The following is a 13,785-nucleotide window of genomic DNA, read 5'->3' as shown; positions in this document are numbered from 1 at the left end:
GACACGAGGATTTGAACCCCGGGCCTGCTGATTACAAATCAGCTGCTCTAGCCAACTGAGCTATGTCGGCATCGAATTTGAGCCAGAATTATAGTGCAATATATTTTCAATGTCAAGAGTTTTTTACTAAAAATTTATCATATCCTGCTCTTTATGTAAAATAGGCTATTATTTTCTCACATATTTCTAGTTTATCTATATTACAAAGGTCACTTTTAGATGTTAAAAATTTTATTTTCACCTGCTGAGAGCAAAAAAACAGGAGGCAAAGAGTCAAAAAAGGAGCTGCTAGGTTCAAACAGCGCCAGAGAGGAGATATTAAATGAATATAACAAGATCGTTAACAGCGGTGAAGAGGAGATCATAAAAGAGCTCTTCGGATTTAAAAAGTTCAGCGACTGCAAACCGTACATCTGCGATATCTTCAACTCTTCTCTTATGTATGCAATAGAGCGGTACGACGGCGTAGCTTATGACTATCTTGATTTTAATTCACTTGAAAGTAAAGCAAAAGAGTATGTAAAATCAAACACAATCATCTTCTCAAACCTCTACGGGCCACTGCTAGGCGGAGACACAATAGCAAACTATAAAGTAAAACAGGGAAACGATATAGGCGGTTTTGTGCCTGATAAGTTCTACAGGGAGAGATTTTCTTATCAACTTGACCTCTATCTTGCAAACTGTGACGTACTGGACCTGCGAGCAGGATACTACGATAAGTTTTATGAAATCAAAAAGCCATACACCACACTGAAATTTTTAAAAGATGGCAAGACGGTGAGCCACTGGGTAAAAGCCTACAGAGGCTTGGTACTTCGTGCAGTTGCGCAAAATAACATAAACTCCAGAGAAGAGTTTATGGCACTTGAGATTGAGGGACTGAGTGTGGCGGAGATCAAGGTCATAAAGAACAGAACCGAGATCGTATACAATATTACAAACCTATAACTCTGTTTTTCTCAGCCTTAAAGAGTTTGCTATGACCGATACCGAGCTAAAGCTCATCGCTGCTGCCGCTATCATCGGAGAGAGCAGCAGACCGAAAAACGGGTAGAGCGCTCCTGCCGCAATGGGAATTCCTACGGAGTTGTAAAAAAAAGCAAAAAAGAGGTTCTGCCTGATGTTTCTCATAGCCGCTCTGCTTAATACTCTGGCTCTGACTATGCCGCGCAAGTCACCCTTTACCAGTGTTATATCTGCACTATGCATAGCGATATCCGTACCCGTTCCCATTGCAATGCCGACATGAGAGAGGGCAAGTGCGGGAGCGTCATTTATACCATCCCCCGCCATTGCCACAATATGCCCATGGGTCTGAAGCTCTTTAATGATGTCGGCCTTCTCTTGCGGCAAAACCTCTGCATGTACCTCATCTATCCCCAACTGCTTTGCAACAATTTCCGCAGTTGCGCGGTTATCACCCGTAAGCATAACTACTCTGATGCCCTCACTGTGCAGATCTTGGATGGCTTTTTTGCTGGAGGCTTTTACGGGGTCTGCAACAGAGATAAATCCCGCAGCTTTTGAATCAACTGCAACCAATATAACAATTTTGCCCTCGTCTCTCTCACTAGCGACTCTCTCAAAGAGCTTGCTGCTCTCTATACCAAAGTTCTCAAACAGTTTTGTATTTCCAACTGCTATTTTGTGTCCATTTACATTGCCGACAATACCCATTCCGTTTATGGTCTCAAACTCGTCTGCTCTCTTAAGCTCCACACCTCTCTCTTTTGCACCCTCTACAATGGCGTCTGCCAATGGATGTTCACTTGCCCGCTCCAAGCTCGCGGCAAGAAGCAGCAGCTCATCCTCGCTAAATCCATCTTCTGCATAGACTGAGATAAGCTTAGGTTTTCCCTCTGTAAGTGTGCCGGTTTTATCCACCACCAAAGTATCCACCTTCTCCATACTCTCAAGTGCCTGAGCATCTTTTATCAATACTCCCGCCATAGCGCCTCTTCCTGTTGCCACCATTATAGAGATAGGTGTGGCAAGACCCAGAGCGCACGGACATGCAATAATTAAAACCGATACGGCTCCTACAACTGCAAATGCGAGCTGGGGCTCTGGTCCAAATGTCCACCAGAGGACAAATGTAACAAGCGCGATAAGAACTACGGCAGGAACAAAGTAGCCGGCTATGATGTCGGCGAGTTTTTGTACAGGTGCACGAGAACGTTGCGCATGTGAGACCATATCCACTATTTGTGAAAGAAGTGTCTCCGAGCCGACCTTTTGAGCTTTGACAAGAAGCGTGCCGTTTGAGTTTAGAGTCGCGCCTATAACGCTCTCGCCTCTAAATTTGGCAACTCCAACCGGCTCCCCCGTGACCATTGACTCATCCACGTTGCTCTTGCCATCTATCACTACTCCGTCAACGGGCACTTTTTCACCAGGGCGAATACGCAAAACATCTCCGACCTTTATATGCTCTATTGGCATATCCTCCTCGCTGCCGTCCTCATGAACAACTCGCGCCTTGTTCGGAGCCAGCTCCAGCAGCAGCTTAATGGCACTATTGGTCTGGGAACGGGCACGCAGTTCAAGCACTTGACCAAGAAGAACAAGTGTCGTAATAACGGCAGAGGCTTCAAAATAGACATGCACCAGACCATCATCCGTAAGCATGATCTGCGGAAAGAGATAGGGCATAAAAAGAGCGGCTATGCTGTAAAGCCACGCGCTCAAGACTCCAAGCGCAATAAGGGTGAACATATTTAGGTTCATGGTTTTAAGAGAGTTGTACCCTTTGACAAAAAAAGGCCAGCCGCCCCACCCCACGACGGGAGTGGCTAGAAAAAACTCTATATATTGAATCGCTTTCATGCTTAAACCATCAGGCAGAAGCGAGGGCATCATATCGGCTGTCATTGCTAAAATAAAGAGCGGAAGGGTAAGTGCTGCACTGATCCAAAAACGTCGGCTCATATCAATGAGCTCTTCATTTTTCTCTTCTGCTACTTTTGCAACTACAGGCTCAAGCGCCATTCCGCACTTCGGGCATGAACCAGGTTCGTTTTGCACCACTTCGGGATGCATAGGGCATGTATACTCAGTTAATTTACTATCTAGACTCTCCATATTGCTACCATCCTTATTAATTAAGATTTAGTTGCCTCTGTCTCCTCTTGCAGATCTTTAAAATCAGATCTTCTCTCGTTAAGCTCTTTTCTGTACGTTTCAAAGTCTCCAAAGTCAAAGAATTTTTCATATCGCGAGTGCATGTCCATTTGCGGCTTTGAGTGTTTTATGGGACACCAAAACTGCTCTGTTCTTGCCGCTATCTCTCTTGTGTAGCCTATTACGCCGTTAAAGTACTCACAGTACCAGCAATTTATCTTCTCAACTCTGTCAAGATAAAAAAGGTTATACCTGTCCATTACTACATAATCTTTTCTTTTTACTTTTGGTATCTTATATATAGGAAAACAGACACTCTGATATATGGTAACAAATATGTCAACCATAAGTGCGGGTATCATCATAGACCAGATGAACGGTATCGTTAAAACTGCCAAAACAGGAAAAGAGGAGAGATACTTTATGGAACTTATGATCTTTGATCTCCCCTCTTTTATAACGCTCTCTTGAAACTTTACCTTCTTGTCCTCAAGCGTGTAAAAAAACTCATCCTGCTTTTTTCTAAGCTCGATCATCAGCTCATCCTCAAGGTTCTTTATCTGCGTGGCTATCTCATCTATTCTGCTATCCATCCAATCTCCGATTTCTCTTTTCTAGAGTATAGCACTATTTTGTCAATTGACTATTTTTAATAATGGAATAAGCTCCTTTTATTTAACATAGAGAAGTTTTAAATTTAAGGGAGCATTATGGTATCCGCACTAACCCTCTCGCAACTATATAACAGCTGTGACTCTTCACTCTTTTCATTTGCAACAACAAAAGAGCTTCAAGAACTTGACGAACCTTTTGGACAAAAAAATGCACTCGAAGCGATAGACTTTGCCTCCAGCATAGAACAGGACGGATACAACCTTTTTGCCATGGGGGCATCTGGAAGCGGCAAACACTCTACGGTTATGAGCTTCCTGCAAAAGAAAGCCAAGGCTAAAAAAGCTCCGAGCGACTGGTGCTACGTTAACAACTTCAAAGACCCAAGAAAACCCATTGCAATAGAGCTTCCCTCTGGAGAGGCTGTAAAATTCAAAGATGAGATGTATGAACTTGTCGAACTCTTAAAAGAGATACTTCCCGGTGTCTTTGAGGGCAATGCCTACCGTAATGAGTATGAGGCTATAAGCCAAAAATATATTGAAAAAGAGACCCAGATATTTAAATATCTCCAAGATGAGGCAAAAAGGCTTAACATCTCAATGAACGCCACATCCAAAAACAGAGTTACTTTCGCACCTGTAATTGACGGAAAAGTTATCACTGCTTCGGAGTTTAACGCTATAGAGGGCAAAGAGAGGGAGGAGATAGAAAAAAGAGTAAACGAATTTGAAAAGATCGTAAAGGATGCACTTCACGGAGTAAACGAACTAAACAAAGCCCAGAGAAAAGAGCTAAAAGAGCTAGAGAGAAAAATGACAAAAGAGTCGGTTGAGTCTCTTATAGACGATGTACGCTCAAAGTATGGCTTCTCTGAAAAGATCACCGCTTATCTGGATGACCTTCAAGATGATGTCATAAAGCACGTTCAGGACTTTTTGGTAAAACCTGACGAGATGCCGATAATGCCTTTTATAAAGGATCTCTACACACCGTCGTTTTCACGCTACGAAGTAAATCTCTTTATTACTCACGATGAGGGTGCGACTTCTGCCGTTGTTTATGAGGATAATCCTATCCACCAAAACTTAATAGGAAAGATAGAGCATCTCTCTCAGGTAGGCACGCTGGTAACAGACTTTAGCATGATAAAACCTGGGGCTCTGCACAGAGCAAACGGCGGCTATCTTGTACTTGATGCCAGAAAACTTTTAATGCAGCCTTTTGCATACGAAGAGCTAAAGAGAGCGCTGCGTTCAAAAGAGATACGCATAGAGTCACTAGCCCAGCAATACTCATTTATAAGCACGACCTCGCTTGAACCTGAGCCGATCCCAATAGACGTAAAGGTCGCTCTTATCGGAGAGAGGGTCTTGTACTATCTCCTTTACCACTACGACCCGGATTTTGGAGAGCTTTTTAAAGTGACCGCGGACTTTGAGGACAGTATTGAACGCAGCAAAGAGAATATGCATCTCTATGCGCAGATGATAGGCACGATAGCCGCGCGCCACGATCTTCTACCTCTCACTCCAGAAGCGGTTGCAAGAGTTATAGAGGAGAGCTCAAGAGAGGTGTCACACTCTTTAAAATTCTCCGCCCACCTCAGAACGTTATCGGATCTCTTAAAAGAGGCGGATTACTGGGCTAAGAAGAACAACCACTCTGCAGTTGAGAGAGATGACATAAACAGAGTTCTTCAGACTCGCATAGAGAGAGCCAACCGTATACAGATGAGACTCTATGACGAGATTGATGAAGGTACTATCATGATCAGTCTCTCGGGAGAAGCGGTCGGTCAGATAAACGCTCTTAGCTACATATCCCTAGGAGGATATAACTTCGGCATAGCCTCAAAAGTAACTTCAAGAACCCGTATAGGCAAGGGCGAGGTTATAGATATCGAACGAAAGGTCGAGCTCGGCGGACCTCTGCACTCAAAAGGGGTTATGATACTCAGTTCATATCTGGGCTCTACCTATGCCCAAGATAAACCCTTAAGCCTCTCCGCCTCTTTAGTCTTTGAGCAGTCATACAACAAAATAGACGGCGACAGTGCTTCATCAACGGAACTCTACGCCATCCTCTCTTCACTTTCAAATCTGCCTATTAAGCAGAATATAGCAGTTACAGGCTCTGTGAACCAGTTCGGCGAGATTCAGCCCATAGGCGGCGTAAACGAAAAGATAGAGGGCTTTTTTGACATCTGTATGAGAAAGGATAAAGACGGATTTTACGGCGTCGTTATCCCGGAAGCAAACGTAAAACATCTTATGCTTAAATCTGAAATTTTAGAGGCTGTCAAAAAAGGCAACTTTGCCGTCTATGCTGTAAAAACAGTCAATGAAGGGATCGAGATACTAACCGGTGTTGAAGCGGGAGAAGCCGATGAGAGCGGTAACTACCCTCCATCCAGCGTAAACGGATTGGTAACGGCTCGTCTTGAAGAGTTTTCAAAAAATGCAAAGGAGTTCTACCGAAAAAAGGGTGACAGCTCTGATGAAGAGAATAAAGCGGATAAATAGTGTAAAATTGCATTGGTAGACTTCTTTCATAACCCCGTGCATTACTCAGAGGATGAGATGCAAAGAAGTCTAATATAAATAAAAGGCATATTTTGCAGGATTCACAAGAGTATAAAAATAAAAAAGCATATTTCGAGAAGATCATCACCCTTTACGGCAGAAATGTCGTTATAGAAGTTTTGCAGGATGATAATATTGCGATACATAAACTCCATATGTCAAGCTCCAACAAGCCAGACGGCGCTATTAAGACCATATTGGAACTTGCAAAAAAGAGGGGCATCGAAGTAGCCTACCATGACAAAAGCGCTCTGAGCCGTATAAGCAAAAATGCCAAACAGGATCAGGGTGTCGCAATAGACATTATAGCTTCCTCATACCAAAATGCAAACGAGATAAAAAAACTCAAAAGTTTCAAACTCTTGGCACTTGATGGCATCCAAAATCCGCAAAATCTAGGAATGATAATCCGCTCATGCGCAGGCGGATATGTTGACGGAGTGATCCTTCCCAAAAAAAACAGTGCAAAGATATCTCCGCTCGTTATTAAAGCTAGTGCCGGAACTCTTTTTAAACTCCCAATCTACTACTGCAACACACTTGATGAGATTTTAAAAGAGCTAAAAGAGACAAAAATATACCTGCTCTCTTCACATGCCAAAAACAGCATCTACGATATAAAAAAGAGCGAGAGGTCCATATTTGTTCTAGGTAATGAGAGCGAGGGAGTGAGTAAAGAGGTTGAAAAACTATGCAACGACTCGATAAGCATTCCGATGAACAGAGGCGTTGAGTCGCTTAATGTCGCTGTTACAGCTTCGCTTATCGCTTTTATGAAGTAGTTAGCTCATCATGATTTCATAAGGCCGTTTTATCTCACGCATGACCTCATCGACGCTCATGTGGCGTGATTTTCTCAAAAACTCCCTGCCGCCGAGAAAAACCAAAACGGTAGGGATGGCAAAAACGCTAAAATAAGCGGCAACCTCCTGTTCAATCGAAGTATCTATGCTTACGACTTTAAACTCGCCGAAATTACTCTCAATAGCATCCAAAAGCTTTGGTTTAAGTGCATGGCAGACGTTACATGTAGGAGCTGAGAAGTAGAGCATAACGGCTTGATTTTCTTCTATGATTTTTTCTATATCTTCTATTTTTTGCATATTTCCTCGTTAATATTTTTTATAACCATGCGAAGCGAACGATTCTGCAACCGTAGGGTCAAAGCTTAAAGCTTTGGGGTGCCCACGGTGAAGCCTTAGTAAGCGAGTATGAGTTATAAAAAGTTCTGCCAAATTGGTTCGAAATTATACACTATTTGCTATAATCGCTCCATGAGTTCAATAATATTTTCAATTTTGGCTATTTACATATTTATCGTCATTGGCTTTGTCGCAAAGATGAGCTTCAAAGAGGCAATTGATGATAAGACCATAACACTTATAAATGTCTATTTTCTGCAGGTTTTTCTTACTTTCTGGGGGCTTCTTATCCGCCCGGTCGATGCAACGCTCTTTTTTGCTCCTTCCATCTACCTCTTTATAGTTCTGCTGGTTCTTCTTGTCTCGGCATTTGTCGCAAAAAAGCTCTTTGAAGATAAAAAAGAGTACTCCATCGCGACAGTCGCGGCTATTATCGGAAATACGGGGAATCTCGGAATTCCTCTAAACATCGCCATATTCGGCGAAGAGTCCATACCCTACACGACTGTAATTAACCTTATGAACGTCTTTGTAGTCTACACGATCGGCGTTTACTACTACTCAAGAGGAAGCTTTGACGTTAAGACCTCGCTGAAGAACATAGTAAAACTACCAATTCTCTGGGCGGCTGGTGCAGCAATATTTTTAAGTATGAACGACTACAAACCAAGCGAGGAGATAATGAAGATGCTTATGATGGGGGCTTATGCTTCAATCGTTATGCAGCTCTTTTTATTCGGCATCTATCTATACGGCACAAAGATAAACGAGATAAGCAAAAAGCTAACTCTATGGGTTATTAGCACAAAATTTATATTTCTGCCGGGCATTGCATTTTTAGTTCTTTATAACATAGAACTAGACTCTATGCTAAAAGGGATAATCTTTATTGAGCTTATGGTTCCTCTCGCCATTGCAAACGTAAACTTTGCCTCGCTCTACGACTGCAAACCAAAAGTAGTGACCGCGCTTGTCTTCATCTCATCGGCTATTTTCATGGGGGCTATTTTTGCAGGTGTAAAGGTGCTGACATATTTATAATAAACTTATTTATAACATAAACGAAATGAACGATTCTGCAACCGAAAGGTCAAAGCTTGGCTTTGGGGCACCCACGGTGAAGCCTAAGTGAATAAGTCTATGTTATTAAAGAGAGAATTAAATGAATAAGATATATAACATCTATAAAACATTGTATGATAACTATGGACCGCAGGGTTGGTGGCCTATAACGGGCTATGGATACCACAAACTTGACTACACTTTCCCACGAGACGAAAGAGAGATTTTTGAGGTCTGCCTGGGCTCGATCCTTACCCAAAATACGACATTTACATCGGTTGTAAAATCATTAGAAAATCTACATACTAAAAATGCCATAAACGCCAAAGCGATGGAGTATATGGATATAGATGAGCTAAAAGAGGCAATAAAACCATCAGGCTACTTTAATCAAAAAGCGAGATATATTTTAGAGTTTATAAAATTTTATAACTCTCTTGAAGGTGCTACTCCCTCACGAGAGGCGCTTTTAAATATTGTAGGCATTGGAGAGGAGACAGCTGACTCCATACTTCTTTACGGATACAATCAACCAGAGTTTAAAGTGGATGCATACACAAAGAGGCTTCTGCTTGAGCTCGGTCTGATAGATGAAAAAACAAAATACGCAGAGATAAAAAGTATGATGGAGAGTTCTATAAAAGAGTGTATAAAAGATGAGAGAGACTTGCTTATGGTCTATCAGGAGTTCCATGCCCTGATAGTTAAACACGGGAAACACTTCTACTCTAAAAAGCCCTACGGTGCAGGATGCTTTTTAAAGCAGTGATCTGCTCTACTTACTGCAGCTGCTTGCAGTAATGGCATCTCTGTTTTTTTCTAAAAACCTTTCGCCAAATCCTTTGACCTCTTTTAGCTCCTCTATATTGCTAAAGCAGTCGTTTGCTTTTCTGTACTCTAAAATAGCGCCTGCTTTCGCCTCCCCGATACCTTTAATGCTCATCAGTTCGGCTTTATCCGCCTTGTTAATATCAACCGCTCCAAAAGATAAAACGGCACCCATGATCAATAGTGACAACAACTTCATTTCTAACTCCTTTTAACTTAAGATGTTAAATTATACTTTATCAAAATAAATTAATTATTAAATAATAACTATTTTTAATTAAATATTGTTTATTTGTCTATTTTTGTGATACAAATAATAAAACTTTTAATTACTTTTGTAAAAAAACAAGCTATACTTATGTAATTTACACAAACAAAGGCATATTATGTTTAAAAGGTCAATATTTTCAATTTTGCAAGAAGCGTTACTGATATCTCCTTCGGTATTACTTAGCGGTGCAAGACAAGTTGGTAAATCGACTTTATGTCTATCACTAAAAAATGAATATAGAGTTTTTGATAACTTAAGTGAGCGAGAAGCTGCCTTTAATGATCCTACGGGCTATATAGCGTCACTTCCAAAGCCAATCACTCTGGATGAAATTCAAAAAGTACCGCAGATATTAGAAGGCATTAAAATTGACATTGATAAAAACAGAAAAAATGGAAATTTTCTATTAACAGGATCTGCCAATGTACTTGATATGAAACAAGCAAGAGATACTTTAGCGGGAAGAATTATAGAAATCCAACTATGGCCACTATCTCAAAAAGAAAAAAATGCAAAACCGGAAGATAATTTAATTGATACTTTTTTTAAAGATGAAATATCATCTATAAAAACAACAAAAATTGATTACATGGATATTTTAAAAGCGATAATTGATGGTGGCTACCCTGAAGTTTACAAGATAGAATCCTCTAGAGGCAAATCTCTTTGGTACAACTCTTATATTAGTACCTATGTCGAGAGAGACATAAGAGACGTTGGTGAACTGCGTGACATAAGTTCATTTATACGATTTTTCAACATTATAGCTCCAAGAAGTTGTGGGCTATTAAACAAATCTGATTTAGCAAGTGATACCGGATTATCTGAAGCCACCGTATCAAACTATCTCTCAATGTTGGAGATGATATATCAAATCTCTCTGCTTAAGCCATATAGTTCAAATATCTCTAAGCGATTTATAAAGTCATCAAAACTCTATATGAATGACAGTGGCGTTTTATGCCATCTTTTAGGTATTGACGATGCAGAGATATTACAAAAATCAACTCATAAAGGCAATGTTATTGAGACGTTTGTATTTAACGAGCTCCTCAAACATGTTAGTTACAGCACTGCTAGAGTCAATATGTATCACTACAGAACGAACGACAAAAAAGAGATAGATTTTATTCTTCAAAAAGGAGAAGAGATTATCGCCATAGAAGTTAAATCTTCCCATACTGTTAAAAAAGATGATTTTAAGCATATTGCAGATTTTCAGAATAAATCTAAGCAGAAGATTCTCGGCATAGTTTTCTATGGCGGAGAGACAATACTTTCGTTTGGAGACGAGCAGAACAAAAGATATGCGCTGCCACTGAACCTGTTTTTTTGACTATTTTTTTGCAGGCAACCTGCCTGCTGAAAAACTATTATATTTTTGAGAGAATATTTTCTACAGAGAAGCCGAACTTTGCAAAAAGCTTATCCGCAGGAGCAGAGGCACCGAATGTATCCATTCCGATAACATCATCTGCAAGACGGTACCACTCTAAACCGCGAGCCGCCTCAATAGCTACTTTTTTACTCTCAGGCTTAATTATCGAGTCTATGTACGCTTTCTCCTGCTCAATAAAGAGGTCATAACACGGAACGGAAACAACATCTACTTTTGTTCCTTTTTCGTTTAGAGCATCTTTGACCTTAAGAGCTAATTCCACTTCCGAACCTGACGCCATTAGAGTTATAGTTGCTCCCTCATCGCTTGCAAGAAGATATCCGCCTTTAGATGCACTTCCTTTAACTGCCGATGGCAGGAGTGAGAGGTTTTGACGTGAACATACAAACGCAGACGGAGAGTTTTTCATACCCAATGCTATTTTCCAAGCCTCAACGTTCTCGTGCCCGTCTGCCGGTCTCCAAACATAGAAGTTCGGCAGTGCACGAAATTGGCTTAAGTGCTCGATCGGCTGGTGAGTAGGTCCGTCTTCGCCGACACCGATGCTGTCATGCGTCCAGATAAAGAAGTGCTGTATTCCAGTTAAAGCGGCAATTCTTGCAGCAGGCTTCAGGTAGTCCGAAAAGACAAAGAATGTCGCACTAAAAGGCATCAAAGGACCGTAGAGAGCGATAGCATTTGTAATTGATGCCATTGCATGTTCTCGGATACCGAAGTAGATGTTTCTCCCTTTTGGGTAAACACCCATATCGACAAGCTCTGTTTTGTTTGACGGACTAAGATCCGCACTTCCGCCTAAAAAGTTTGGAAGCGCCTTTGCAATAGCGTTTAATATTTTTCCGTTCGTGTTTCTTGTTGCATCCGCCTTTTCAAAAGTCGGCCACTGGATTCTTGAAAAATCCGGATTTTGAAGAGCGTCTAACGTCTCATTTTGCTCCATAAGTGGAAGAGTCTTAAGACTATGTATCCACTCACGCTCCGCCAGATCACCCTTCTCGATCGCACATCTAAAGCGAGCCATAACATCTTCGTCTACATGAAAACATTTTGTCGCATCAAATCCACAAGCGCTCTTTGCCTCGGCAATAACATCACTGCCAAGAGGAGCACCGTGAGAGTGGTGAGAACCCTCAAGTTTACCGCCGCCTTTTGCAATAGTGGTATTTGCAATTATGATCGTCGGTTTTTTATTTGTTTTTGCAGTTGTAATTGCACTGTCAATCGCATCAAAATCGTGTCCGTCACACTCTAGCACATCCCAGCCTTGAGACTCAAATCTCATGCGGATGTTCTCACTTATGCTCAGATCGGTCGAACCTTCTATCGTAATGCGGTTTGAGTCATAGATAAGGATCAGGTTATCAAGCTTGTTGTGTCCTGCGATCGAGCACGCCTCATAACTCACACCCTCTTCCAAGTCGCCGTCTCCGCAAAGACAATAGACATTGTGATCTATAACGTTTGCAGTGTCAGAGTTGAGCTGTGCACCCATAAACTTTGAAGCCATAGCAAAACCGACAGCGTTAGCAACACCCTGACCAAGAGGGCCTGTCGTTATCTCAACACCCTCTGTATGTCCAAATTCCGGATGCCCTGGAGTTTTTGAGTCTAACTGGCGAAAGTTTTTCAGATCTTCAATAGTTAAACCGTACCCCCAAAGGTAATAAAGAGAGTAGATAAGCCCTGTTGCATGCCCGCCTGAGAATACCAATCTGTCACGGTTAAGCCAAGATGGGTTTTTAGGATTGTGGTTTAAGTGCTCGCTTAAAACTACCGCAATGTCTGAGAGACCCATCGGTGCGCCCGGATGTCCTGAGTTTGCCGCTTGAACCATATCTGCCGCTAAAAATCTTATAGTGTCTGCCATTTTTTGACGCATTGCATTATTACCCATATTATTGCCTTTGTTTAGTTTATTTATGTCTGTTTATATAGTGTGTCAAGAGGGGGGAGAGCTCATTTTTAAGCTTCTCGTCAAACCCATCCATCTCTTTTAGGAGCGTATCTGCCAACTCATCTGCCTCTTTAAGTGCCTCATCAAGTCCAAGAAGCGTCACAAAACTGTTTTTTGACTCATCATTGTTTGTCAGTTTTCCAGCTTCCTCCGAACTCTGCGTCACATCCAAAATATCATCTTGTATCTGAAAAAGGACTCCAAGTCTTACGCCAAAATCATAAAGAGTCTCTGAGAGCTCTTCACGGCCTACTATAATCGCACCCATCTTAAGCGAAGCGGCAATAAGTTTAGCCGTCTTGTTTGTGTGCAAGACTTTTACGTCCTCTATATTTAACGGTCTGTTTTCAAAGTAGCAGTCGATCGCCTGACCTAAAACCATACCGTTTAGTCCGCCGCTTGTTGCCAGCTCTCTTATAAGAGCCACTCTTGTATAGTCGGAAAAAGGAGCATTGCTTAGAACCTCAAAAGAGTAAGTGTTCAATGCATCGCCTGCCAATATGGCGGTCACCTCATCATAAAGTACGTGCAGAGTCGGCTCTCCGCGTCTTAGCGGCGAGTTGTCCATTGCAGGCAGATCGTCATGAATAAGAGAGTAAGTGTGCAAAAGCTCAATGGCATAAGCTGCGTGATATGCTCCGCCGATCAGAAGCGGATTGTACGCATTTACTACACCCAGCAGAAGTGCAGGGCGAAATCTCTTGCCGCCGGCGATCAGCATCTTTTGCAGCGCCTCTTCATAAGTCGGATGTATGCTTTTTGAAACAGGAAGGTGATCTATTAAAAATTTCTCAAAGTTTTGCATATCG

12 protein-coding genes are annotated in these 13,785 nt (G+C 41.7%); 6 read left to right on the top strand and 6 right to left on the bottom strand.

Features of this window, described 5'->3' with window-relative positions:
* Nucleotides 1-219 precede the first annotated feature (219 nt).
* Complete coding sequence (locus tag RBR61_RS08780) at nt 220-951, top strand: YaaA family protein (RefSeq protein ID WP_320343654.1); 732 nt, start codon at nt 220-222, stop codon at nt 949-951.
* Here the strand turns inward: RBR61_RS08780 and RBR61_RS08775 are convergent.
* Nucleotides 946-3,084: a copper-translocating P-type ATPase gene (locus tag RBR61_RS08775; RefSeq protein ID WP_320343652.1), complete on the bottom strand. Its 2,139-nt coding sequence runs from the start codon at nt 3,082-3,084 to the stop codon at nt 946-948. The genes RBR61_RS08780 and RBR61_RS08775 overlap by 6 nt on opposite strands.
* Before the next feature lie 20 nt (nt 3,085-3,104).
* Nucleotides 3,105-3,716: a hypothetical protein gene (locus RBR61_RS08770; protein ID WP_320343650.1), complete on the bottom strand. Its 612-nt coding sequence runs from the start codon at nt 3,714-3,716 to the stop codon at nt 3,105-3,107.
* Nucleotides 3,717-3,833: 117 nt separating this feature from the next.
* On the opposite strand from RBR61_RS08770, the gene RBR61_RS08765 reads away from it, so the two are divergent.
* Both RBR61_RS08765 and rlmB read left to right on the top strand, forming a co-directional pair.
* The gene (locus RBR61_RS08765) at nt 3,834-6,260 is read left to right on the top strand and encodes an AAA family ATPase (RefSeq protein ID WP_320343648.1); all 2,427 of its coding nucleotides are present in this window, start codon (nt 3,834-3,836) and stop codon (nt 6,258-6,260) included.
* A gap of 92 nt (nt 6,261-6,352) precedes the next feature.
* Nucleotides 6,353-7,102: a 23S rRNA (guanosine(2251)-2'-O)-methyltransferase RlmB gene (gene rlmB, locus RBR61_RS08760; RefSeq protein WP_320343646.1), complete on the top strand. Its 750-nt coding sequence runs from the start codon at nt 6,353-6,355 to the stop codon at nt 7,100-7,102.
* On the opposite strand, the gene RBR61_RS08755 is transcribed toward rlmB, so the two are convergent.
* Complete coding sequence (locus tag RBR61_RS08755; protein ID WP_320343644.1) at nt 7,103-7,423, bottom strand: thioredoxin family protein; 321 nt, start codon at nt 7,421-7,423, stop codon at nt 7,103-7,105.
* Between the two features lie 171 nt (nt 7,424-7,594).
* On the opposite strand from RBR61_RS08755, the gene RBR61_RS08750 reads away from it, so the two are divergent.
* Nucleotides 7,595-8,503, top strand: coding sequence for an AEC family transporter (locus tag RBR61_RS08750; RefSeq protein WP_320343642.1), 909 nt, complete (start codon nt 7,595-7,597; stop codon nt 8,501-8,503).
* Nucleotides 8,504-8,624: 121 nt separating this feature from the next.
* Nucleotides 8,625-9,293, top strand: coding sequence for an endonuclease III domain-containing protein (locus RBR61_RS08745; RefSeq protein WP_320343640.1), 669 nt, complete (start codon nt 8,625-8,627; stop codon nt 9,291-9,293).
* A gap of 6 nt (nt 9,294-9,299) precedes the next feature.
* On the opposite strand, the gene RBR61_RS08740 is transcribed toward RBR61_RS08745, so the two are convergent.
* A complete protein-coding gene (locus tag RBR61_RS08740; RefSeq protein WP_320343639.1) occupies nt 9,300-9,551 on the bottom strand; it encodes a ComEA family DNA-binding protein in 252 nt (83 codons plus the stop codon).
* Between the two features lie 187 nt (nt 9,552-9,738).
* On the opposite strand from RBR61_RS08740, the gene RBR61_RS08735 reads away from it, so the two are divergent.
* The gene (locus tag RBR61_RS08735; RefSeq protein ID WP_320343637.1) at nt 9,739-10,959 is read left to right on the top strand and encodes an ATP-binding protein; all 1,221 of its coding nucleotides are present in this window, start codon (nt 9,739-9,741) and stop codon (nt 10,957-10,959) included.
* 37 nt (nt 10,960-10,996) lie between these two features.
* Here the strand turns inward: RBR61_RS08735 and tkt are convergent, their stop codons facing one another.
* Both tkt and RBR61_RS08725 read right to left on the bottom strand, forming a co-directional pair.
* The gene (gene tkt, locus RBR61_RS08730; protein WP_320343635.1) at nt 10,997-12,916 is read right to left on the bottom strand and encodes a transketolase; all 1,920 of its coding nucleotides are present in this window, start codon (nt 12,914-12,916) and stop codon (nt 10,997-10,999) included.
* Nucleotides 12,917-12,935: 19 nt separating this feature from the next.
* Nucleotides 12,936-13,781 (bottom strand): polyprenyl synthetase family protein, encoded by an 846-nt coding sequence (locus RBR61_RS08725; protein ID WP_320343633.1) that lies wholly within the window; start codon nt 13,779-13,781, stop codon nt 12,936-12,938.
* Nucleotides 13,782-13,785 lie beyond the last annotated feature (4 nt).

It is taken from the genome of Sulfurimonas sp., from assembly GCF_034005705.1.
Classification (GTDB): domain Bacteria; phylum Campylobacterota; class Campylobacteria; order Campylobacterales; family Sulfurimonadaceae; genus Sulfurimonas.
The sequence above is the reverse complement of the archived record's forward strand: the minus strand, read 5'-3'. Positions and strand labels throughout refer to the sequence as shown.